The 25,863-nt window shown below is 42.4% G+C and carries 11 protein-coding genes; 3 read left to right on the top strand and 8 right to left on the bottom strand.

Features of this window, described 5'->3' with window-relative positions:
* Positions 1-68 precede the first annotated feature (68 nt).
* From BCY91_RS16025 to BCY91_RS15990, 8 genes are all read right to left on the bottom strand, one after another.
* Positions 69-1,670, bottom strand: a complete 1,602-nt coding sequence (locus BCY91_RS16025; protein ID WP_182995418.1) for a RagB/SusD family nutrient uptake outer membrane protein — start codon at positions 1,668-1,670, stop codon at positions 69-71.
* Positions 1,671-1,780: 110 nt separating this feature from the next.
* Positions 1,781-4,972 carry a SusC/RagA family TonB-linked outer membrane protein gene (locus tag BCY91_RS16020; RefSeq protein ID WP_120183060.1) on the bottom strand — a complete coding sequence of 1,064 codons (3,192 nt, stop codon included), beginning with the start codon at positions 4,970-4,972 and terminating at the stop codon, positions 1,781-1,783.
* 17 nt (positions 4,973-4,989) lie between these two features.
* A complete protein-coding gene (locus BCY91_RS16015; RefSeq protein ID WP_120183059.1) occupies positions 4,990-6,462 on the bottom strand; it encodes a fasciclin domain-containing protein in 1,473 nt (490 codons plus the stop codon).
* 59 nt (positions 6,463-6,521) lie between these two features.
* Entirely contained in the window at positions 6,522-8,255 is a 1,734-nt protein-coding gene (locus BCY91_RS16010; protein WP_120183058.1) for a fasciclin domain-containing protein, read from the bottom strand.
* Between the two features lie 21 nt (positions 8,256-8,276).
* The gene (locus tag BCY91_RS16005) at positions 8,277-9,842 is read right to left on the bottom strand and encodes a RagB/SusD family nutrient uptake outer membrane protein (RefSeq protein WP_120183057.1); all 1,566 of its coding nucleotides are present in this window, start codon (positions 9,840-9,842) and stop codon (positions 8,277-8,279) included.
* Positions 9,843-9,854: 12 nt separating this feature from the next.
* Entirely contained in the window at positions 9,855-13,139 is a 3,285-nt protein-coding gene (locus BCY91_RS16000) for a SusC/RagA family TonB-linked outer membrane protein (RefSeq protein ID WP_120183056.1), read from the bottom strand.
* A 20-nt stretch (positions 13,140-13,159) separates the two neighbouring features.
* The gene (locus BCY91_RS15995) at positions 13,160-15,466 is read right to left on the bottom strand and encodes a fasciclin domain-containing protein (protein ID WP_120183055.1); all 2,307 of its coding nucleotides are present in this window, start codon (positions 15,464-15,466) and stop codon (positions 13,160-13,162) included.
* A gap of 558 nt (positions 15,467-16,024) precedes the next feature.
* A complete protein-coding gene (locus tag BCY91_RS15990) occupies positions 16,025-20,245 on the bottom strand; it encodes a LamG-like jellyroll fold domain-containing protein (RefSeq protein WP_120183054.1) in 4,221 nt (1,406 codons plus the stop codon).
* 384 nt (positions 20,246-20,629) lie between these two features.
* Between BCY91_RS15990 and BCY91_RS15985 the strand changes: the two genes are divergently transcribed.
* The 3 genes from BCY91_RS15985 to BCY91_RS15975 all read left to right on the top strand — a co-directional run bounded on the left by BCY91_RS15985 (position 20,630) and on the right by BCY91_RS15975 (position 25,859).
* Positions 20,630-22,483 carry a rhamnogalacturonan lyase gene (locus BCY91_RS15985; RefSeq protein ID WP_245989211.1) on the top strand — a complete coding sequence of 618 codons (1,854 nt, stop codon included), beginning with the start codon at positions 20,630-20,632 and terminating at the stop codon, positions 22,481-22,483.
* Complete coding sequence (locus BCY91_RS15980) at positions 22,480-24,324, top strand: rhamnogalacturonan lyase (protein ID WP_120183052.1); 1,845 nt, start codon at positions 22,480-22,482, stop codon at positions 24,322-24,324. Before BCY91_RS15985 ends, BCY91_RS15980 begins: the two co-directional genes overlap by 4 nt.
* Positions 24,325-24,410: 86 nt before the next feature.
* A complete protein-coding gene (locus tag BCY91_RS15975) occupies positions 24,411-25,859 on the top strand; it encodes a glycosyl hydrolase family 28 protein (protein WP_182995417.1) in 1,449 nt (482 codons plus the stop codon).
* Positions 25,860-25,863: the final 4 nt, after the last annotated feature.

Here is a 25,863-nt window from a genome sequence, read left to right as displayed (position 1 = left end):
TATCGGCAAAAAAAGTTAAACATAGTAAGGCTACAAAAAAAAGGCAGGCCTAAACCTGCCATCGATAATTATTTCCATTTAAAGGGTAGGTACCAATTTTTTTCATCGGTAAGACGGGCTCTTACTGCCGCGCCATCGCCATTATTAGAAGCATCAAATTTAGCACCTATTTTATTTGCCAAATAATTAGGGTCTGTTGCTTTTCTTCTTAAAGCAATGCGCAACAAATCTGGCCAACGGTAACCTTCAAAAGCACTTTCTAAAGCTTCTTCTTCGATAATTTTATCTTCAGTATCTATCATTAAATTGTTTTGATCAAAGGCTACGTTTCGGTCAACCGCACGACCTCTGATGCCGATATTGCGATACCAATTTCCGTTTACTGTTCCTTTAAAAGCATTAAAATCAAAAGGCGTCGGGTTATTAGCGTAGGTAACACCTTTGTCTGCAAAGCCGTCGTTAACAATAACGCCAGCAAGTTCGCTATATCCAGCTCTGTTGGCTGCTTCGGCGTAACGTAGGTGCAATACGGCCGCGCGATAAAGCAACCAGATGCCAGTGGTTTCAAACGGTTTGGTGATATCGTATTTAGCTACAAATTTGTACACTTCGGGTTTGCCTGCGTTAAGCCAGTAAGAAGCATTTAAACCGCGACGGTCGCGTAATCCGCCATCTAACCTCACTTGATCGTCCCATTTTTGAATAGCCAAGTCAGATGGTTTTAGCAGATAATTGCCGGTTGAAGAAAACAGCTTGATGAAAGGGTTGCCTGGTGCAAAATCCTTATTTAAAGGCAGGGTCCACATCCTTTCGCGGTTTGTTTCTCTCTCATCTAGTGCATTTGTGAAAATAGTTGGCCATGGGTTATTTGTGCCGATGGTTAGCAAGGTGTTTTTACCGCTATTGTCATTACTTACACGATAGGTGTCGTAAATTTCGATGTTTTGGTCGTTGTTAGAGGTATTTGTGGTGCCTAGCTCCATTACTTCTTTATAGTAGGCCGCCGCTTTCTCATAATTTCCTTTCCATAGATTAATGTCGCCCAACAAGCTTTTACGATGGATGAAGAATTTAAAAACGCCGTCTTTTACGCTGTAGCTGTTCATCGCCATTATTAAAGTTGGGCTAGCAGATGAAGTGTTTTGGTTAAGATATACCTTCGGGATGGCTTCTGTAAAGCTGATCAGCTGATCCAGCAGTTGGTCAAAACTTAGTTTTGGGAATTTGGTTTCGTCTTGTAAATCATTTACATTATCTAAAGCATCCGTAACGTAAGGCACGCTGCCATAGTGGATGCCCAGCTGTAAGTAAAGCCATGTACGCAATAAGCCAACCTCGGTATAACGTTGATAGTATTGGTTTTCATCCAATATTTTTTTCTCGCGCATTATGCCGAAGTTTTTTATTGCATCATTACAATTGATAATGATTTCATAAAAAGGCCGCGGGTCCGCATAGGGGTTATCTACCGATACGTTATGGAGGTTTATTTGGCGCAAATACTCATTTGCGTTTGGCGTTACGTCCAATAAATCGCCCCTTAATTCATTTAAAACAATGTAGCGTTCGGCCAAGCCAGAGAATTTTCCGTAAATGCCTAAAACTACAGCGTCGGCATCGTAAATATTGCGATAGGTTTGTTTCGCTTCTAAAACATCTTGCGGTTCCATATCAAACATCTTTTTGCAAGACATTGTTAAAGTGCTTGTTGCAATTAGCAACAGACCGGCTAACCTTATATTTTTATATATTTTCATTCAGATTTATCCTTTCAAAATTTTTATAAGCCAATGCGTACACCTAATTGCATTGATTGGTATAAAGGGTTCATTCCTAAATCTACCCCACGGGCAAACACACTTTCATTTGCATTAAACTCTGGGTCGTAACCTAAGTATTTTGTAGCGGTAAAAATATTGTTTGCGATAGCGTAAACTGTTGCGCTTCTGATAAAGTTAGATTTTGTTGGAATGTTGTAGCTTAAAGAAAGCGAGCGCAGGCGCAGGTAGCTTCCGTCCTCAATCCAACGGTCAGAGAAGCGGCTGTTTTGCATCGGGTCTCCAAATCTGGCTGCCGGTACATCTGTAACCTGGCCATTGTTGCGCCAACGGTTGTTAACATTTGGCGTTTGATTTTCGTAGCCGCTTAAGCTCTCTAAATTTGCCCGCAAACCATTGTAAATGTCGTTACCAATACTGAAAGTAAATAGTGCGTTTAAGGTGAAGCGTTTATAGCTTAAAGTATTACTAAATGAGCCGAACAAATCTGGGTTTGCATCGCCAATAATCTGGCGGTCCTGCTCATCAATAACATTGTCATTATTAGTGTTTACAAAACGAACATCGCCTCCCTTAAAGGGTACTAACGCACCTTCTGCAGTTTTATTCATCAATCCAGTGCCTGCGGCTTCTGCATCGGTAGCGTAAACGCCGTTAGTTTTGTAGCCATAAAACAAATTTGCCGGTTGGCCAACGCGTGTTAATATGGTTGCACCGCCGAAGTTGGTCATCAAATCTGCGTTGCCGGGCAACGTATTTATCTCGTTTTTGTTGTGTGCAAGGTTTACACCCAAATCCCATTTAAAATCTTGTTTATTGATCGCGCGAGCAGAAATTCCCAACTCGACACCGCTGTTTTGCATAGCGCCGTTGTTGGTAATGGCATAATCAAAACCTGTTGCCGTAAGCGTAGGTTCGTAAATTATCATGTCGGTGATGTTATTATGGTAAAAATCGAAACTTAAGCTTAAGCGTTCTTTTAAGAACGATGCGTCTAAACCTGCGTTAAACTTAGCGATGGTTTCCCATTTAAGTTCCGGATTTCCAATGTTGCCACGTACCAAGCCTTGGCGGCCTAAGAAATTTTGCGATACATAGTATGTTTTGGCAGTGTAGTTTCCGATATCATCATTGCCGTTAAGTCCATAACTCAAGCGCAATTTTAGGGTTTCAACAAATTTATTGTTGGCCATGAAATTTTCTGAAGAAATTAGCCAAGCACCCGCTACAGACGGCAAAACAGCGTAGCGGTAATTGCCCAAGCTTAACACATCAGGTATCTTTTGACCAAACCGAGAAGAACCATCCACCGATAAATTGGCACTTAAAAAATATTTACTGTATGCCGAGTATTTAAGGTTTAAATAGGTGTTTAGCCAGTTCCACTGCCCTAATGAGCCACCTATGGTGCGTAGGGTGTTTTGGCCACTATTTAAGGTTACAAAATCATCGCTTGCGGTGTTGTAGCTTAAACCAGTGTCGTACTCAGATTTGCTGCTGTTGTATCTAAAGCCAATGTTAGCATCAATTTTTTGACTTCCGTTAAAGGCGTGCTTAAAGTTTAACCAGGTGTCGTTATATACACTAAACAGGCGCTGTATTGCAGCCGCGGTTTGGTTGTAACCTACTGCGGTGCTTAAGGTATCTGAAGCAATGCCCACACTAGGTAAAAAAGAGTTTTCCCTAACTTTATTGAAGGTAATACCTAAAATGGTGTTCAAGGTAAATTTAGGACTGATGGCATAGTTTGCACCAACAGAGCCATTAAAACGGTAGCTAGCGCTTTTTGCAATTAAGCTGTTTGATACTGTGGCTGCTGGGTTGCTAAATCCAAAAATATCTATATCAGAAAGGTTTGGAGAAGCAATTCCGGTTTCCGACATCTCATTGGGCGATAAAAATGGCGATTTGATAAGCGATAAAAAAACAGGCGCTTTTTTGCTTCCTAAACCTTGATGGTTTAAGTCTTGCTCGCTTCGGCTAAAAGCCAAATTTGTGAAAGCCTTTATTTTTTTGCTTAGGTTTAAGTCTGCGTTAAAGCGGGTTTGATAACGGGTAAGGTTATTATTTTTGACAACCCCGTCGTTATCTGTATAGCCTAATGATAAAGCGTAAGTAGCAATGTCATCGCCCCCGGTAACTTTTAGATAATAGTTTTGCGACGTGCCACTTTCCCTTACTTGGTTTTGCCAGTTGGTATTGTTATGGTAGGTGTAAAAATCTGGATTCGCATTGTCGTCCATATAAGGTTTTGCTTGGATCTGTGCATCGCTTAAACCTTGGCTTTTCAGTATTTCAGATAGGTAAATGCGATAGTCAGCAGCATTCATCACCGGAAGGTTTTTAGGATTGATGTTTATCCCGCCGGAGGCCGAAAAATCCAAACGTGTGGCCGCATCTTTGGCCTTGTTGGTGGTAATTAATAGCACGCCGTTGCCACCGCGGGTTCCGTACATGGATGTGCCGTCTTTGATGAGGGTGATGTTATTTATATCTTTTACATCTAGGTTGGCTAATGGGTTATTTTGATGCCCTTCTATCAAAGAAGCGCCATAAGCGTTGTTATCAAATATTACCCCATCAACTACGATTAAAGGCTGGTTGGTTGCGTAAATAGAATTATAACCACGGAGGTACATATTTGCGCCAATATCTGGCGTGCCCGATTTGCGTTGTACGTTTAAGCCTGCAAAACTTCCTTGTAAATAGGTATCTGGTGTTTCGTTTGATTTATGGTAAGCACCGTTAACGTTTACCGTGTTTACTGCGTAGGGAATGTGGTTTTTTAACTCGGGGCCGAAAGGCAGTACTGCTAAATCATAAACAGAGTTGAAGCTTTCATCGTACAACCGTACAGAAACTGATGATTGTCCTTTTAACGCGACTTCTTTTTGTTGGTAATTAGCGCCAGAAACAATGATAGAACCGCGTAAATCTGGAACATGCACGGTGAATTTTCCATTATCGCCAGTGATTGCGGCAGAGAAGCCGGGTACGGTAATATTGATACCCGTTAAAGGCTTTCCGCTTATCGCATCTTTTACCTCACCGCTTATCTTTATCCCCTTTTTGTCTGTTTGGGATGTGTTTGTTTTTTGATTTTTAGGAGTTTGGGCAATTGTAGGAGTTGCGCTTAATAAAAGCATTAAGCTGGGCACCCACAAGGCTTTGACCGATTTTTTAGATATATGCATAAAATTTTTCCTAACGTTTAGTTGATTGGTACCAGTTTAATATAATCGAGGGATAGTGCCGTTGGCGCGGTACTAGTTGCGCCGGTAGACTGAATTAAGAACGAGTAAAGCGTGCCGTAACGTTCAGCGGTATATTCGCCCAGATATGTTTCGCGGTAGGTTTCTGGTATAGACGGGTCAAACGGTAGCACTTCTTTATAATCTGTGCCCAACAGGGTATCGTTTAGCTTTTTACCCACACTAAATTTAACGGCCATTGAAAATGGCGTGGTCAAAATATCGTTGATACTGCGCCAGTAAACCGCATATTTTACCGAGTTAACTTTTGTTTTGTACCGATAATGGTATAAAGGGCTAGGTGAAGAGGTAATGCTGGTTGATTGGATTTCATCAAACAAGAAACCGTCTGGAGATTTTTGTTTTTTGTACACCACCGCAGATTGCGAACGTATAGAGTCTGTTAATTCACCTTGGATAATTACCGTAGGAATTTTGTTTTCTAATACTTTATAACCGATGGCATTTACCACATAAGCTACGCCGTTGCTTAGCTGTTTGGTTTCTACCACGGCACTTTTATCTAAATGTACTTGTACGCCTGTAACTGCGCGTAAAGAATCGGGTAGGTTAGCCAAATCAAATCTGCCTCTAATTACTAAATCTTTAACCGCGCTAAATTTTGCGTCTGCCTCTGTACTGTCGGCGCTTAAACCCTGGTAATAAGGTTTAAGTTTATTCACCTCGGTATCAAAAGCATTATCATTTAAAATGATGACTGTAACGGTGCTATCCTCGCTTGATAAATCGGCCACCTGCCTAAAATATCTGTTGCGTGTAACCGGAAAGGTAGTGCCTTCTTGGAAAACAGTTTGACCTGTAATTGGGTCTTTAAAGAGAGGAACGCCTTGTGTAGTATCAATCTCTGTAAAATCTAAACTAGCAATGTACGAGGCCTGTTTTTGCGTATTGCTGTTAGCTTGCAAAAACTCCCAAGCGTTAGGTTTAGGTAATGCAGTGCCATCTACAATGTGCAATGCACCATTTTTCAAAGATAGTTCGGTTTTTACCAAGTTAGCGTCTTCAAAACTGGTAGCCGTGAAAATGACATTTTTACCGCTCAGCGCGCGCAGGGTCAAGGGCTTATTAGCCTGTTGCGTAAAGTAAGCTTGGTTAGCGATGTGGTTGCTAACAAAAGCTTTTAGCTTTTCCTCATCATTCACAACGCTTGCATCTAAGTTAGCTAAGGCAGTATTGGTTGGCGCCCATACGGTGTATGTTTTGCTACCGGCCAATATTTTGTCATAGCCTGTTTTTACCAAGTAACTGTTAAAAACACTCAAATCTGCATCCTCGCTTATTTGTGTCGCAATGGTTTTATCTAAGGTTTGTAGTTTAAGTTCATTATGGTCTTGCCAAGCATCTTTACAGGAACTAAACATTCCGGCAAGTATCAAAGTCGCGATGGCGAAGTTTCTTTTTATACAATTCATTCGCTTAAGTATATGGTTTTTAGCTCAACCGGGGATTATACCGGTTGAGCAATGCTATTTTATGGTCTTGGAATTAAAGTGCCGTCTGTTTTGAATTTCGGATACTGTTGATCATCATCAACCGGGATAAACTGGATTAAATCAATGTTGTTGGTAGTTTGCGAGCCGTTAATAGCCGTTAAACGCAACCAATATCTTCCGGTTTGGTCAATGGTAGCAATGCCCATTTGGCGTGAAACTACTGAACCCGAAGTGTTTTCCATATAAGTTTTATAACCAATGGCTTCCTCAACATCTGACGGTTGGCCCGGCCTTTTAGTAATAAAGCTTAGTACACGGGCATTTGCCAGCACTGTTCTTTCGGCTTCAGCACCTTCCTCTCTGCCAATGGAAGCTTGAACCTCTGTGGTTGTACCGCCGTTGCTTGATGATTGTTTTTGGGTGTAGTAGCCAATCCACACCTTGTATTTTCCTTTAATCAAAAGCGGCGTTTTAAATTCTACCCATGCAGCTCTTGATGATGTGCCACCTGTTGCAAGAGGGACGGTTAGACAATCTTGATTGTAACCGTATTTTGATACAGATTTCCCACTTCCGTAGTAGTAGATTAGTTGTTTTTCAGTTCCAGAAAACTTGATTTCGGTAAATTCGGCAGCTTCTTCAGGAGTAAACTCATAGTTCTTCTGGCCGTAATATTCTTTGTTTTTTACCAACTCCGGGAAAGTACAAACATCAAAATCAACACGGTATGGCGAGCGTTTTTTGATGTTGAAATTTTGCGCCGCATTATGTATCACGCCATTGGTAGCAGAAACGTCGCTGGTGTTGCGCACAAGTTCAATTCCAGGCTCATACACGCCGTTGAACATATCGTCGTTTATCAACACCGTTTCGCCTTTAAGCTTAGAAGTTACAACTTCTAAAGGTGCCAGGGTGTTGTGTGCGGTACTGGTAACAATATCTGCCAGATATTTAGCATCGTTTAAAATATGATATTCTAAATATAGATGAAGACTGTCTGTGGCTAAAGTTGGATCATTGGTGTTAGAGTATTTTGCCAATAGATCTGCATAGCTGTTAATTCCGGCTGCCGCCAAAACATCATTAGTCTGCGCAATAACGGTTAAAAATTGCTCGTTGTCATTGGTATTATCTGCCGGTGCTTTGTTTAACCTTTCAAAAAGGTTAGCCTCTTTGAGCGCTTCGGTAAAAATACTGTAAGCAGGGTTTGCTTCTAAGGTTTGCGCTAAGGTTAAACTTGCCGGAATTAGCACATGGTCTATACTGTGGATTAAACCGTTACCTACCGAAATATTTGCCGTAATAATGTTGGCTTGCCTGTTTACGCTAATTTTAGTTGTACCGTTATTGGTTTCGGAACCAGTGATAAGGTATTGGCCGTACATGGTGAGCTTAGGGAGTTTGCCATCGGTAAACTGCTCGGTAGAAACAGAATCTTCCAATAGATGAAAACGGATAAACTGTTTCCAATCATCGCCAGAAATATCTTCTACTGCAGCCTTGTTTTGGCTTGTTAGATAATCTTTAATGGCCGCATTGTTTGGCGCAAAAAAGGTATAACTGCCGTAGGCATTCAAGAAAGAAGCCGTACCCGAGAGTTGCAAAACCTTAGACAGCTCTGAAAACTGGTCCGGGTGTTCTTCCAAATATTTGGTAATGTTGGGCCGGTTTACTACGGTGGTTACCAAGGTTGATTTCCGGCAGGCGGAAATGATGGCCAATATACCCAGGACGAGTATGAAGCCGGTCGGAATTTTTGATAAATATCTCATAACTTTGCTATTAATTAACTGTTATTGATAAAAAGGATTTTGAACAAGCGCTTTGTTTGTTTGCAATTCATTAAAATAAATTGGTAAATAATGGCTTCGGTGGTCTTTGTATTTATTGATCACGGTTTGCTGTTTACTTGGGATTGCCTTGGCTGCCACAATGTTTAATAGCAGTTGCTCGTTTTCATAATTGTTGCGTTTAGCGTTGCGCAATATATCGTACCATCTTTTGCCTTCAAAAGCAAACTCTCTGGCGCGCTCGTTAAACACAAACCTTGAAATTTCTGAAGTGCTTGCCGTTGGCAGTGGGATTTCGACAGTTCCGCTGTTTAAAGCAGGCAACGCATTCCGTACCATACGCAGGTTATTAACAATATCAATAGCGGTTGCGTTATTGGTTTCATCGCCGGGGTTTAACCACACCAATGCTTCGGCTTTCATCAAAAGTACATCGCTGTATCTGTAAACAAACCAGTGCGAAAAAGAGGTGCTACTGGTACGGTCTCCGGTATACTTCACAATGGCGCTGGTAGCTTCAGACATAGAAGTGTTATTTCCGCGAATGTCCCGATTATTCGGGTCAAGAACATCAACCCCAAACAAATCGCCTTCTGCTATTGCATCTACAGCTTTAAATTCTTTGGATGCAGAGCCAAACATATCCCAAAAAGGATTAGATACTTGTTTATCAAACTGGAATTCAAAAATTCCTTCTACCGAGTTACCGTTATAAAAAACCGAATTGTACCAATCTTCTTGCTGTGTGCCTATCGGGAATAGCTGGTAACGCTTAGAAGCAATTACCTTGTCACAAGCGTCGATGCAGTTTTGGTAGTCTTCCATCCATAAATAAGCATCGGCTAGAATGGTATAGGCTGTATATTTAGTGATACGGCCCCGGTCGCTGGCCATGGTTCCGTAGGTTTCTAAAGCATTATCTGCAGCATATTTTACATCGGCTATAATTTGCTTGTAAATGTCTTCCTCTTTACTTTTCGGTAACTGTTCAATATCCGTATCGCTCTCTGTAACGTTCAGTTTTAAAGGTACTTCTTTAAAGTTTCTGAGCAGGTAGAAATACATTAAACCGCGTAAAGCATAAGCTTCGGACAGATAAGCTTTAAACTGCGTTTCGGTAAGCGTTTTATCGCTTTCTAAAACTTTGGGGCCGTTTTGTATAACATCGTTACAGTAGTTGATGGTTTTATACACGGCCTCCCAGTTTACCAATTGGTTGGTAGATGAAAGCTCGGTACGTAACATGTAAAGCTCATCACGTTTTAAGTTGTTCAAGCTAGATATGTCTTCATCTCCGCCAGTATCGCTACCTGTTGTTACTTGGTCGCCGCGTAACTCGCCCCAAATAAATAAATATTTGGCTAAAGGCATTGATGAGCCTTTGAGTAAAGAAGCATAGCAGCCCATTACCGCGGCTTTTAGCTGTTCTTTAGTTTGCCAATATTCTTGGTCTATCAAGCCGTCTTCGGGCTTTAATTCCAGCCATTTTTTACAAGAACTGGCCGTTGTGCAAAGCAGCACCAAGCAAAGCAAAAGTATTTTGGTGTTTAATAAATATATTTTTTTCATGTTGCTGTTTCTTTAAAATCCTACCGTTAAACCAAGGGTGTATGTTCGTGATGGTGGCGTTAACGCATTGTCTACCGGATAGGCAAACGGCGTATTTTTTCCTCTGATATCCACATCGGGGTTTTGGCCGGTGTATTTGGTCCAGGTGTACAGGTTTTGTCCGGTTAAATAAACCCTTGCACTTTTTAAGTTGAGCGTTTGCAAAAACTGCTTGCCTAAATTATAAGTAAAAGTTACGGTTGAAAGTCGGATGAAGGATCCGTCTTGGATGTAACGGTCAGAACCTAACCAATTGTAGCCATCGTTATACAGTGCTCTTGGCATATCAGTATCGTCGCCCGGGTTTCTCCATCTGCGCAAAACAGCGGTACTTTGGTTATTAAATCCGTAAAGATTGGTAGTGGTAATTTGAGCTCCGTTTACCACATCAAAGCCATAACGGTAGCTAAAGAAAGCAGAGAGCTTAAATTGGCCTTTGTAACCTACGGCAGCACCAAAACCTCCGTTAAATTTAGGGATACCGTTTCCGAGATACATCATGTCGGCTTCATCAATGTTGCCGTCTTTGTTCACGTCTTCGTATATAGCATCACCGGCTTGGAAAACGTAGTCAACGGTAGGGTAGTTGTAACGCATGTACTTATCTTGCCCGTTTGGACCAACTATTACATTTCCATCGGCGTCTTTTGCTTTGGTGTCTTCGGCGGTTTTGTAAACGCCCAAATATTTAAAGCCGTAGAACGAGCCAAAAGGATTACCTTCTACTAAATAAGATTTGTATTTGCCCAACCCCGGTAAACCAACTACGCTTTCGCGAGGGTAAAACTCGGAGATAGATTGGATGCTGTTGGCGTTTCTGGAGATATTGAAATCTAAATCTACCTGCCAGGTTTTGTTTTTAAGCGGCGTAGTGTTTAAGCCAATTTCCCAGCCGTCGTTGTTCATGGTGCCAATGTTCATATCCACACTGGTGTATCCGGTGATGTTTGGTATGCTTAAATCATTAAAATAAAGATCTTTTGTGGTGTTTTGATAAATCTCGGCATCTAACCTTACACGGTTGTTAAACATCCATAAGTTAAAACCTAAGTTTTTACCCACAATAGTTTCCCATTTTAGTTGGGTTAAGGCCATGTTGTTACGGCCAACCGCGCTATTGTCTAGGTAAGTATAAGAGAAGGGCGAATAACGGCTATAATAGGCATAATTGCTACCCGGAGCGTTTGGTGTTGAACCGTAGCTGGCTCTGATACTGAAATCGTCTAAGAAATGCTCAAATTTTTTCATGAATGGTTCGCCAGAAACGCGCCATCTGGCAGAAATTCCGGGGAAAATTCCGAAACGGTTATCGGGGCCATATTTCGAGTTTCCATCAATACGGGCGTTTAAGCTAAGGATATACCGATCTAACCACTGGTATTGTGATTGAAACACCAAACCCATTGAACGTGATTGCGACTGACCGGAATTTAAGCTTAAGCCTGATCCGTTAGTTACCGACGGGATGGATGGATCTTGCAAATAGGAAGAAGCCGTATTGGATGTAGTTGCGCTGTACGACGATGAACGCGAATCGCTGGTTTGGAACGATATCAAGTTTTGCCAAGAGTTTTTCTCTGTAGAGAAAGGGGTGTACACCAGGTTCAGTTTTGTTTGGATGCTATACGAATCTCCGTCAGAATCGGAAGCTCTATTTACTGAGGTTTCATTGCTTGGGCGTCCGGTTGCAATTTGAGGCAAAAATGTTTTCGACTTATTGTTGTTAATGTCAAAAACAACGTCGCCGGTAAAATAAAGCTTGTTTTGTGGTAAAATATTATAGCTTAAATTGAAGCGCGGTGTAATACGCTCCCCGTAAAGCTTGCTAGAACCTTCATTGGCCATTGCCAAGGGATTGTAAGTGCCGCTGTATTTTCCTTGGATGTTTTCTTCGGGTGAAAAATAAACACCTGTGATATTGCCGTACTCGTCATACTCGAAAGGCGACATATTGGGCATTTTATTATAGGCTACATTTCTTAAGCTACTGGTATAGTTTAGATTATTATTTACATGCGTATAAGTTAAATCGGTACGGAATTTCATCTTATCTGACACCTCGTAATCCAAATTGATTTTGGTAGTTATACGCGTTAAATCTGTACCTACGGTTGTGCCTGTTTGGTTTAAATAACCCACAGAACCGTAATAACGGGTTTTATCACCACCGCCACTAATAGATATGTTATGGTCTTGTGTTACGCCGGTACGGGTAATTAAATCAATCCAATTGGTGTTGTTGCTGTAATTGTAGTAGTAATAAGCATCCAGCGGATCGTATTGGAAAGCTTTGTTTTGTCCGTTCTGTCCTAAAAAATCTAGAGGAACACCGGTAGCGTTCATCACTTCTTCGGGTATTAAGGTAGCGTATTGATTTCCGGTTAAAAACGGCAAGGCGTCTGGCTGGTTCGAGAGCGCACCTTTAAAATTGTAATTTACAGATGGTTTGCCCATTTTCCCGCGTTTGGTGTTAATGAGCAAAACCCCGTTTGCCGCACGGCCACCCCATAAAGCTGTTGATGCCGCATCTTTTAAAACGGTAATATCTAAAATATCCGAAGGCGCGATGTTTAACAGTTGGGCGTAGCCTTGGTCATCGGCAGTGCCAAAATTAAAATCATCTGGTATTTCTGTTTCATAGGGCATACCGTCTAATACGATTAAAGGTTGCGATGAACCGTTGATAGATGATGTACCACGGATACGGATAGACATCCCTGCGCCGGGATCACCAGAGGTGGTTCCAAAATCTACCCCGGTTAATCTGCCTTGTAGGGCTTGGTCAATAGAACCTACAGACATCTGATCTATTTTCTCTGCATTGATGGTTGACGTAGCTCTGGTAGAGTTACGTGCAGAGATAGGCAAATCACTAACCGTTGCTTCGTGCCGGCCAACAACGCTAACCTCTTGCAACTGGTTTGATGCGATATCTAAAGCAACATTTATTTCTTTACGATCTTTAACTGCGCCCGATAAGAAGGTTTTGTATCCCAAAAATGAAATAGATATTTGGTTGTTAGGATTTGATAGCCTTAAAGAATAGTTGCCGTTAATGTCTGTTGTGGTTGCGGTTACGGTACGTTTGTCTTTATCCAGCTCGGCCACGTTTGCACCCGGCACCGGTTGTTTGTCAAGTTTATCGGTTACTTTTCCTTTGACAACTGTTGCAGGTGTTTGTGCAAATAAGTTTGAGGTACTTAATGCGCAAAAAACAAAAGTTAAAAGTAAAAGCTTGTTTATAAGAATTCTTTTCATACTTAAAATTCGGCTTAGGCTTAATTTTTATTATAGTCTAGGTAATTGTTGATAGAGTGGATTACCGATCTATTTCCGAGCTGGTTACTGGCGGCCTCAATTACCTTTGCGTTGGAGTTGTGGTAACCAATAACAGTTAAATCGCCGGGATCATTAGATACGCTTAATAGGGTAGGGCTGCCGTCATCAGCTTGTAGCAAGGTAAGGTAGCTGTCGGTTTTTTTACCGTCTGATGCGATAGATTCTCCATTTACAATATGGTATAAAACAAATTTTCTTATCAGTTCGAAATCTGGTGCTCTTAAATCTTTGGTTTTTTTAAGTACGCCGGTGCTTGTATTGCCAGATAATACCCCGTCTTTTACAGCTTGCGTAATTGCTGCGTTGCTAGGGATAAAAAAGGTGTACTTATAATCTGTTCCGGTTTTTACTCCGGTAACAGCTTTTGTCGTTTCGTTATACACATCGGTTCCTCCGTCTTTAAGCAACTGTAAGAATAAGCTATAATTAGCAGGGTACAAAGTGGCCAATTTTTCAATCTGATCTCCCACGTTTTTTTCAGTGAAGGAAAGCAAGCCATCTACATAGTAAACAGAACCATTGATAGAGCTGTTGTCAGAACTGGTGATGTTTAAGTCTACGCCAGTGTCTAAAGTTCCAGAAGTCTGGATTTTACCGTTTTTATATTTGATGTAAGCACCATTTTTGGTTTCCACAATTCCTTCGCCGGCAAAACTTGTTAATTCTGCGGTTGGTGTTAACAAAACCCCGGTAGATATCATGGCCATGATATTTTCTTTATGGATTGGGCTATGCGAGTAGCTAGAGGAACTTGCTGATTTATAACCCCAAGCGGTGTTAGATCCGCTCGCGCTCGATTCATTATACCTCCAGCCTGCTGCGGCTAAAACATTATCAGGCATTACTAAAATGGTTTGCCTAACTCCCGGCTGTAAAGTATAAGCTTTTATTCCGGTACCTAAATCTTTAAACGCATTATATGTCATGCTAGCTTTAGGATCCAAATACGGCACGCCATAAACCGTGCGGAAAACGTTTGCTTTATTGGCCTCATTAACACCATAAAAAATGCCGTTGCTTAATACCTTTTTATCAACAACGTTGTTGATGCTTATTGAAGCGTTCTCTTCCAAATAATTAGGATTAGTGGAGAACTGGCTTGGCCAAAGTGCGTCTGGCCACATATGAGAATTTAAAAAGTCTATTAAAATGCTTGCCGGTGTGCTGCCAAAAAAGGTGTTGTTGTATTTTCCTAATATTTTAGCACGGTAAGCCGCTAAAGCTGCGTTGGTTGGCGCCATCATGCTCCAGCTTTCCTTTTGTGCCAGCGTATTAATAAATGAGCTAACGCCAGGCGTTTGATAGTTTTCGTTGTTTGCAGAAAAAGCTAAACGTCCGTCATAGCCTTTTACGTAAACAGAATCAGAACTTCCTGTTGCTACCTGGTTTTGGTGCGTAACGTAAGCATTTACACTATAATAGCGTAAGGAATCTAAGAGTTTTGCAAAATCGCTGTACTGGCTATTTCTGTTAATGTATTGGTCTAAACTATTTAAAGGAGTGATTACACGGTCAACCGCATGGATAATTCCGTTTTCGGCTTCCACGTTCTTGTAAGTGGGATCCACCTGTGCATTTGCAACACTAAAGCCGTTAAAGGCAGAGGCGTTTGGATAAAAAGAAGTGTAATCTGCTGCGGTCAGATTTTTTGTTGCCAAAAATTTATCTGTAAAGTATGGGATATACTTATTGTTATTGTCGCCTTCTTTATAGTTAGAATTGTTGGTGAAAACATTTCCGCTTGCGCGCGATAAAACATTTCTGTTAGTGGCTATTGTTTTGCTGTGCACATCGTCGCCTTGCTGGTTTACGCCATCATAATACGCTGTTTTGCGCTTAAAAGCCATGCCCTCGGCAATAACAGTATTATCGGTTGTCTGGTAATTGCTAAGCTGATCTTCGCGGTAAGCGTTATAAACAAGCGCATATTTTACAATGGCTGTTGCCAGAGAATCGGAAAGCGCATCGTCGCCGTTAATGTTGTTTTCTTGGTAAAAGCGTTCAAAAGCAGCGTCTGTTGGGGCAAATAAGGTCCACCAGCCTGTTTCAGATAAAATAGGTTTATAACCCGCCTTATCTACCGCAGATAATAAATGCTTGAAGTTTCCTTTTTGCTCTAATTGTTGGTAAATGGGCGGGCCCAAACTTTCGGGTCTTTCATAAAATTTACTGAACTCTTTTTTGCAACCCATCAATACACTGGTAGCAAATAAGAGCAAGTAGTAGCTTCGCGAAAATCTAATCATCGTTTTTGAGTAGTTTATTTAATAATCGGTTTTTTGCTGGTTTAAAGATTGGATGTTATACAATCTAAATCATGGCAAAACTTTAGGATAATTAAGCGCACGTGCGCCCCATTGGTGTTTAGTTAATAAGTTTATACTTGGTTTATTCTCTTACAAACTTCGCTTTATGTTGAGCTTTTTTGTTTAAATTTTTGACAAATTATCTTTAAAAATTGACACTTTGCCGTCTTTAGATACCCTGAAAGCACGATTTGAGACTTTTGTTTTAAGGTTGCCAAAGTTAGAGGCTAAGTTTTTAATAAAACAAAAACACCGCTCCTTTAGAGCGGTGTTTTATAGGGAAAATAGCTTTTTACAGCTTAATGAATTTTTGTATGGTATCACCGTTGGTGGATGATACTTTAAGAACATAAGTTGCTGGTATGAGTTTGTTAATGTTGTGCCAAGCATTGTCAGCGCAAAAAATCCAATTTTACTAGTTTCATATTTGTTTTTATTGATTTTTTAACTGATAAAAGGCATATCTTCCTAAATAGTGAGGATATGCCGTATTCATTATTACCTCACCACCACCTTCACTGTTCTATTAAAATCCGTTCCGCTTAGGCTCAATACATATACACCTGGCGCAGGTTTATTTTCTAATTCCACCTTCAACAATCCGTTTTCCGAAAGCACTTGTTTGGAAAACACTGCTTGGCCATAACTGTCAAATAGGCTCACCTTCGCTTGTTGCAATTTTGCCGGAACCTTAATGTGCAAGCTGTTTACAATGGGGTTAGGGAATACCAAGAATTCGCCAGCAGTGAAACCGAATTTTATGGCTTGTGTACCTAAAATTTTGCCGTTACCGTCAAAATCTACTTGGCTTAAGCGGTAGTAATTGATGCCGGCAACCGGACTGCCATCTTCCATCATATAGTTGGAAACAGCTTGCGTTGTACCGTGGCCGGTAATGGTTTTAAGCTGCTCAAAATTTTGTCCGTCTGTAGATCTTTCGATGATGAAGTAGCTGTTGTTTTGTTCTGATTGTGTAGTCCATTTTAGTAACACGCCCCTCTCTTGGGCTTTTGCAGTGAAAGAAGTTAAGTTTACAGGCAGTGATTGGGCGGCCGCCAACTTGGTTATTTCTTCTTGCGATAGCGCGTAGTTGAAGATTTTGATTTCATCAAAAAAACCAGTGTAAGGAGCGCTTAAACCATACGCATTTCCGAAGTAAAGCGGATCATTGTTCCCAATACCGTTAGCAAGGCTAGTGGCATTTTCGGTGCCAGATACAGCTAAAATTCCGTTTTGATAAATTGAAAGCTTTTTGTCGCCCACGTTTCTAACAACTACAACATGTACCCAGTCATTGGTAAAGAAACTCGCATTATCAATACTGATGCTCGTTTTGTTTTTATCATCGTCTACCGAAAAATAAAGCAAATCGTTTTTGGCTTCTATGCCGTACCATCTGCCGTTTGTACCAATCGCATCATTTTTTGAAAAAGAACCTTTGTTCATTAAATAAACTGAAACTGTTCTTACCGGCCGAGTTGCTTTCATCCAGAAAGAAACGCTAAACGATGTTTTATCAAACTTGATTTTTGCGTTATCAGCTAGGGTAATTGCGCCACTGGTACTGGTTTTAATATTTAATCCATTGTTTAAACGTCCGGCTTCCCAAGTGTAGCTGCTTACGTTATCAAGGCTTCCGTTTAGCGCATTCGGGCTACTGTCTGTAATTGTAGTCCCGCTGCTTGCATCTAAATGCCAATCGGCAACTATCTCGTTGTCAAATGCGCCGGTGGTAAAGTTCCATTCTACACCGGTAGTGGTGCCTTTTTGTCCAAGGGCGTCTATCCTCCAAAAATATTTGGTATTAAAGCTTAAGCCCGTAAATTGGTAAGAGGCGGTGCCCACCGGCAGGTCGGCCACTAAATTTAGCGCGCCGCTGCTGGTTCCAAAATAAACCTTGTAAGTGTCGGTGTTTATACCGCCCACCCAGCTGGCTTTTACCTTAGTGCCGCCATTGGCTATGCCGTTATTTGCCGGTGTAGGAGCCAGGGCTTGCAAAGGCATCGGCCCTGCTGCTAATTGTTCTAATACCTGTTGCCCGCTTAAAGGGTAATTGAAAATTTTCAATTCGTCTAACAAACCTTTATATGGCGCTGGTGCATTTGTGTTGCTCAAAAATTCCAGTTCTCCAATATTTCCGATAATCAGCGAACTTACTTCACCTATGCCCCCTGTAGCGCCTGTGCTTTGGCTTTTAATATACCTGCCGTTAATAAATAATCTCAAACTATCCACAGATACATCGCGCATGACCACTACGTGCGCCCAATTGTTATCAAACAAAGAAGTCGCGTCTGCAGCTAGTTCAGATTTTGTAACATCGTCATCAATCGCAAAGCGGATTTGCTTATTTTTAAATTCAATGTCAAAACGTTTTCCGGTAGCGCCGGTGGTGGTATTTTTAGTGATAGAACCTTTGCAAAGCAGATAGGCGCTGCTGTTATTATCTGGCGGCAGCAAAGAGGCATCGGCTTTCATCCAAAAAGAAATGGAAAAAGAGCTTTTGTTCAAAAACAGCTGGTCCTGGTTGGGCACGCTTACCACAAACATATCCGTGCGCGCGGTGGCAAAGTTTAAAGCATTTTTTGCTTTTCCGCTTGCGCGGATGCTGGCATCGTCATCATCCAAACCTAAAACACCGTGGTTTTGGTAGGTGGTAGAGTCGGTGATTTGCGTACCGTCTGATAGGGTTTCGTCAAAAGCGTAATAGCCTACTATACCTTGCGGGATGTTGTTGATGGTTTTAAAACTCCAAACATCGCCCGTAGCCGTTCCTTTGTTATTGGTAGCATCTACGCGCCAAAAATAAGTGGTCCCGGCGCTAATACTGCTGGCGATAAAGCTTGGGTTGGCGTTGTAAGCTACATCGCCCAGTTTGTTTAAAGCACCGGCATCTGTACCAAAATAAATGCTATAAGTTGTGGTGTTTGTGCTTCCGCTCCATTTTAGTTCAAGGTTGTTTGCGCCGTTTAGCTCTGCAAATTGGTAGCCGTCGCTAGGGCTCAAGGCCGAAGTTTTAGTTGGTGCAGCCGGGATAGGATTGGTTTTAACGGTTAAAACGGCGCTGTACACAGAAGATTCTGTGGCATTCAGCGCTTTTATGCGGTAATAATAAGTGCTGTTGGGCGTTAATCCGCCATCGGTATAAGTTTTTATGTCTGTGGCTACTTGTGCAATTTCAGTGAAATTTATATTGTCTGAGGATCTTTCTATCGAGAATCCCGTTTCGTTGTTCGAGTTATCTTTCCAGGTTAATACAACCTCGCTGGCCGGTGGCACTTCGGTAGAGCTGGTGCTATAGCCTAAGTTGCTGGGCGGGATGGTGAATGCCGGAGGTGCAGTATTCATCAGGCCGTTTATATACACCTCAATGTTTAAATATTCGGGGTCCAAAGTTTTTGTCACCGCGTCAGAAGCATCATTTTTATTTAAACTATGCGCGTCTTCCCAATCGTCGGGCATACCGTCTTGGTCGGTATCTAAAGGTGCCGGCGCGTTAAACACATTGCCCACGCCGCCGTTGCTAAAAGGCAAATCGGTTTCGCGGTATAAATAAATACCTTCCACGCCTTTACTGTTTAGCTGTGCCACAATTAAGCTGTCCACTTGGTCGCGTTTTGGGTACGATGCGCCCACACTTGCTACCACCTTGTCAAATGCTTGTTGTGCCGTTAACGCGGGGTTCTTCATCGGATAATCATACGGGGCAGATAAAATGGTGCTGGCATCGCCGGTAGGGTAGCCGGTTAAGTTTTCTGGCACTAAATTCCCGTTTAACGCACCGTCGCGGTTGTTATCGTAATAGTTTCCAGATCCGTACAAATAAAAGTTAGCGTTTCCGCGATTAAATGGCGTACTGGTGGAAGTGCTGGTTAAAGGTCCGCCGATGAAGTAGTTGTTGATGATGTTTACGTCAGAACGGCCTTCAGAATCGCCACCCATAATGTAAGCTTCGCCAGATTGCGTGTGCCCATAGGTGTTGCCGAAGTTTCCCCAGTTGTAAACCACGTTGTTTACAAACTCGTTAATACCTTTTACTTTAGGGTTGCGGGTTTTATTGCTGGAGTATAAGTTTCCGATTAGGCTAATTTTACCTCCCGAAGGTTGCATTAAACCGCCTGCCGAGTGATTGTTGCGGTGCAAACCTTGCGCAATAATGGAGTTTTGTATGGTGATGTTATCCGGGCTGGTGCCTTTGTTATCCCAGTTGATAGAGAAAACTTCATCCATACCCCAGGTAAATGTCATGTGGTCAAAAATCATGTTTGCGCCGTTAGAAATTCCCGAAGCATCTTTCCCCGCATTATCAGTAGCACCTAAGCGGATGCGGATGTAACGGGCAATGGTATTGCTGGACGAAGAGAAAGTCACACGTTTCCCAAAAAGCACAAAACCTTCTCCGGGCGCAGTTTGCCCAGCGATAGTGGTGTTTGGAGAAACCACAATGTCTGATTTCAAGTTTACGATACCGCTAATAGCAAAAACAACCACCCGCCCCGGCTGGCTTACGGCATCGCGGAAAGAACCCGCACCACTATCGTTAAGGTTTTTAACAATATAGACCTGCGGACTGGCTGCCGCCCTTGCGCCCTTAGCAAAGCGGCCAAAACCCTGCGCTTCGGGGAAAGCCAATGTTTGCGCCTGGCTTTGGGCACAGGTAACCGAGAATAAAAAGAATGCAAAATGCCCTAGGGCAGTACGTAAAAATTTCTGCTTCATATAAGTTTATAATATTGGTTTTCGTTCAGACAATCCTTTTCGGCGGTGTGGCTTTTAGGAATTTCAAAGCCTGAAGTTTTTGGGTAAACCCAGACTTTGAAAATTTCCAGAACCAATTAATAACCGAAATACTAAAGATTATCTGAAGCAAATGTAGAGGAGCAGAACCTAAAGGATGTTCAATAATTGGTGAAAAGATTCTAAATTTTGGTAATAAAGCTTTTTTAAAATAATGAAGTCATACTGCGCACGAAAATTTGCGTGCTACCATGACGGGGCATGACGCGTAAGCCAATCGCCTTTCCTATCTTCATAGCTCCAAAAATCCAATAGCCAATTTAACGTCACATGCGATTTTGCGCCTTTAAAATTCTTTTTATTTGCTTGTGCTTTGCAAATCAGCTTTTTGCGCAAAGACAAATGGAGTTTTTGGACCGGGGTTTAATTGCCATACCAGCACAAAATTCGGGCGTATATCTAAGCTGGCGTTTATTAGCCACAGATGCCAATGACATCTCTTTTAATATTTACCGTGTAAATTTGAAGGGTGCCGCAACAAAATTAAATAAGCTACCCATCAAGCTTACCACAGATTTTGTTGACAGCGAAGGAACCGCGGAAAGCGATTATAAACTCACTGCCTTTATCGATAAAAAAGAAGTAGAACTTGCCACCGCGCACGCGCAAAAAGAAGCGTATCTTAAAATACCGCTTCAAGTACCAGCCGGTGGCACAATTGAAGGCTCCACTTATTCTTACAGCCCCAATGATGCTTCCGTTGGCGATTTAGATGGCGATGGCAAATACGAAATTATCTTAAAATGGGAACCTTCAAACGCTAAAAACCCGCCTCAGAAAGGTTTTACCGCTAACCAGCTTTTAGATGCTTATACCTTAGACGGGCAATTTTTATGGCGGATAGATTTGGGCAAAAACATCCGTTCGGGCGCGGCCTATACCCAGTTTTTGGTGTACGATTTTGATGGCGATGGCAAAGCGGAGCTGATCTGCAAAACCGCAGACGGCACAAAAGACGGCCTTGGAAACGTCATAGGGGACGCCAAAAAAGACTGGCGCAATTACGATAAAAGCAGTCCGTTCTACGGGAAAATTAGCGAGGGCCCAGAGTATATCAGCGTGTTCAGCGGCTTAACAGGTGAGGTTTTGGCAACCGAAACTTATACACCTTCGCGTTATCCTTTAAACGGTTGGGGCGGTATAGGCGGCAATGGCGGTAATGATAGCAATGCGAGCCGGGCAGATCGTTTTACCGCTTGCGTAGCTTATTTAGACGGCCTAAAGCCCAGCGCAGTAATGGTGCGTGGCTGGTACGGGCGGTCGGTGCTTTCTGCTTGGGATTTTGACGGTAAAAATTTGAAACAGCGCTGGATTTTCGACTCCGAAAATGCAGAAAATTCCTACTCGGGAATGGGGAACCACAGCCTTTCTGTAGCAGATGTTGACGGCGACGGCAAAGATGAAATTTGTATAGGCGCCATGACGGTGGATGATAACGGAAAAGGCTTATACACCACCGGATTGCGCCACGGCGACGCCATGCACTTGACAGATTTAGACCCGAGCAGACCCGGTTTAGAGGTCTACGGCATCCACGAAAGTGAAGGGAAAACTTTAGCATTAAATACGCCTGGCGTAGCTATGTTTGATGCCAAAAGCGGTGAAATTATATGGTCCAAATTCCCTGCAACAGATGTTGGGCGTGGCGTGGCCGCGGATATTGATCCGCGTTATACGGGATTTGAGAATTGGGGCGGTCCGGGTGGTTTGCGCGACGTTAAAGGAAACAGCATCAGCGAAAAAGCACCCCGGTCTACCAATTTTTTAGTTTGGTGGGATGCCGATTTAACTCGCGAACTGCTCGATAAAAATTACATCGAAAAATGGGATTGGCAGAAAGAGGAAACAAAGCGTTTGCTAACCGCCGAAGGCTGTTTAGCTAACAATGGCACAAAAGCTACACCTTGCTTAAGCGCCGATATTTTTGGCGATTGGCGCGAGGAAGTCATCTGGCGCAGCGCCGATAATAAAGAGCTGCGCATTTACAGCAGCAACATTCCGGCAAATAACCGCATCACCACGCTCATGCACAATCCGCAATACCGCCTGGCCATCGCTTGGCAAAACGTTGCTTATAACCAACCGCCACATACGGGCTTCTACCTAGGTGCCGAAACCAAAACATATCCAAAACCACAAATTAAACTTGTTAAAAGATGAAAAGAGTAACTATTGTTTTCATTTTAGTGGCTTTTAGCACGCTTGCATTTGCGCAAAGGCAAATGGAGAACTTAGATAGAGGTATTGTTGCTGTGCGGCAGGCGGCAGATTCGGTGTTTGTCAGCTGGCGCATTTTGGGCACAGAAGATCCAAACATTGCTTTTAACATCTACCGCAACACAGGTGCTATCAAAAATAAACTTAACGCAAAGCCCTTAACGGGACCAACCTTTTTTGTTGATACCCAAGCCGATAGTACAAAAGACCATGTTTATGAAGTTAAGGCAATCGTATCCGGAAAAGAAGTAGCTAGTAAAGGCAGTTTTTTGCTGAAGGCCAACACGCCGGTACAGCAATATTTAAATATTCCTTTAAAAACACCGCAAGGTTACCGCCCCGGTGATGCTTCTGTTGGCGATTTGGACGGAGATGGGCAATATGATATTGTGCTGCACCAAACCGGTCGCGGTCGCGATAACAGTTTTACGGGCTTAACCGATCCGCCAATTTTTCAGGCTTATAAAATGGATGGCACCATGCTTTGGGAAATTAACCTGGGCAAAAACATCCGCGAAGGCGCACACTATACACAGTTTATGGTGTATGATTTGGATGGCGATGGCATTGCCGAGTTTGCTTGTAAAACTGCCGATGGAACCGTGGATGGCAAAGGTAAAGTGATTGGCGACCCCAATGCGGATTGGCGCGATACCGTCCCAACATCCAGAACTTTCGGGAAAATTATGACCGGTCCAGAGTACTTCACCATTTTTAACGGAAAAACCGGCGAAGCAATGGCAACTGCAGATTATATCCCTTCGCGCGGGAATACGGCCGGCTGGGGTGGCCATGGCGGAAACGGCGGTACCGATAATTCTGGCAACCGCGTTGATCGCTTTTTGGCTTGTATTGCTTATTTAGACGGCGAACGGCCGAGCGTGGTGATGTGCCGTGGCTATTACGGACGTACGGTTTTGGCCGCGTGGGATTGGCGCGGTGGCAAGCTTAGCTCCCGCTGGGTTTTTGACACCAAAGATGGCGAAAATCCATTCTCGGGCATGGGCAACCACAACTTAAGCGTGGCCGATGTAGACGGCGACGGTAAGGATGAAATTATTTACGGTTCTATGTGTGTGGACGATGATGGTACGGGCTTGTACAGCACAGGCTTTCGTCACGGTGACGCTTTGCATGTTGGCGATTTAGATCCGGATAGGCCAGGTTTGGAGGTTTTCGGCATCCATGAAATTGAAGACAATACAAAAGGCCCTGGCGTGGTAGTTTATGATGCTAAAACCGGAAAAACTTTGGTACGCATGGAAGAAGACAATGATATTGGCAGAGGCGTAGCAGAAAATATCGACCCTAATTATAAAGGCGCTTATATGTGGTGGGGGCGCAATTTATACAATATGAAAGGCGAATTGGTGGGGCCAGCACCACGCTCGGGCAATTTTTTAATTTGGTGGGACGGTGATTTAAGTCGCGAATTGCTGAACGCAAACTACATTGAGAAATACCAGAAAGGGCGCATATTTACCGCAACAGGCGCTTCATTTGCAGTAGGTTCAAAGGCAACGCCAGTGGTTAGTGCAGATTTATTTGGCGATTGGCGCGAGGAATTGGTGTTGCGCTCCGAGGATAACCAAAGCCTGCGCATTTACACCACCACTATACCAACAGAACATCGCAACTATACCTTAATGCACGATCCGCAATATCGCTTAAGTATTGCATGGCAAAACGTAGGCTATAACATGCCACCGCATACCGGGTTTTATTTTGGTACGGGTATGCAGAAAGCACCTAAACCGAATATTAAATTAATTTCAGCTCCTTAAATATGCTTGGTAAAATTTGGTTATTATGTTTGTTTTCAGCGTTTTATTGTTGTATACAAGCGCAAGTTTTATTAGCTCCGCAAAATTTGCTAGCTCCAGAGGCCGGCATTAGTGCCACATCCGTTGCCCTGTTGTGGGATAAACCCGAACAGTATGACGGTGTAAATGGTTACGAAATATATTTAAATGGTAAATGGCTGGCTTCTTCAACTAAAACTAATTTTACAGCCAAAGGCTTAAAGCCGAACAAGCGCTACGCTTTTTCTGTAAAAGCTAAAGGGGCGGCGCAACAAGTATCGGCCTTTAGCAATACTGTCCGCTGTAAAACAAAACCTCTTGGCAAAATATATAACGTTGTTGATTTTGGCGCCATAGGCGACGGCAAAACACTAAACACCAAAGCCATACAAAAAGCTATTGACGCTTGCGGTAAAAATGGAGTTGTACTTATACCTAAAGGCAAATTTTTGAGTGCTGCGCTTTACCTAAAGAGTAATATGACACTACGTGTTGAAAAAGGCGGCGTTTTAAAAGGAACTAACGATGCTGTAGATTATTTACCATTTTACCTAAACCGTTTTGAAGGTTGGGAGTTAGAAACTTACGCAAGTCTTATTAACGCTGGAAAATTGGACCGGCGAGAGGTGTATCATGTAGAAAATTTGACGATTGATGGCGAAGGAATCATATCCGGTGGCGGAAGTGAGCTAGGGAAAGCGATGATAGCGGCACACGGTATGCGTAGCCGTGGCCGTTTAATTTGTATCATGAACGGGAAGAACATCAACATCAGCGGTTTACGGATTGAAAACTCCCCTTGCTGGACGATACATTATATCTACAGTAAAAATGTGGTTTTAAATGGTTTGGATATCAATAGTACTGCGCGTAATGGTGATGGCATTGATCCCGACTCATCAATAGATTCCTATATCCTAAATTCAAAATTTTCTACGGGTGATGACTGCATTGCCATTAAATCGGGTAAAAATCCGGAAGGGAACGTGGTGAACAGGCCAACTCAGAATATTAGGATAACGGATTGCGAATTTAATAAAGGACATTCTTTAGCCATAGGCAGTGAAATGTCTGGCGGCGTAAGCGGCGTATTTATTCAGGATTGTAACATTGGGAATTTGCTGCACGGCTTACAAATTAAAGCAACAAAAGATAGAGGTGCTTATGTGAAAGATGTTGTTGTACGTGATTGCAACCTGCAACAGCTTACTTTGTACACGCAACTGAATTACAACAACGATGGCGACCCTGCGCCAACTTTACCTCAGTTTTCTGATATGGAGTTCACAAACTTGGATTTTACCCAAGCAAAAAACAATAGCGTTGTAATAGATATAAATGGCTTTGCAGATCCTAAACATTACACCAGAAATATTTTATTAGAAAATTTTAAGCTTCCCGAAAACAGCGTCGTGAAAGTCAAAAACGCAGAAAATGTTTTTTTCAAGAATGTTATGTGCACAGACGGGAACGCGCCAAAATATGAAATTGTCGAATCTTCAAATATCAATTACTAGCAAT

Origin of the sequence: Pelobium manganitolerans (genome assembly GCF_003609575.1) — a bacterium.
GTDB classification, from domain to species: Bacteria; Bacteroidota; Bacteroidia; order Sphingobacteriales; family Sphingobacteriaceae; genus Pseudopedobacter; species Pseudopedobacter manganitolerans.
Note: the sequence above shows the minus strand (reverse complement) of the source record. Positions and strands in the feature narration are given on the sequence as shown.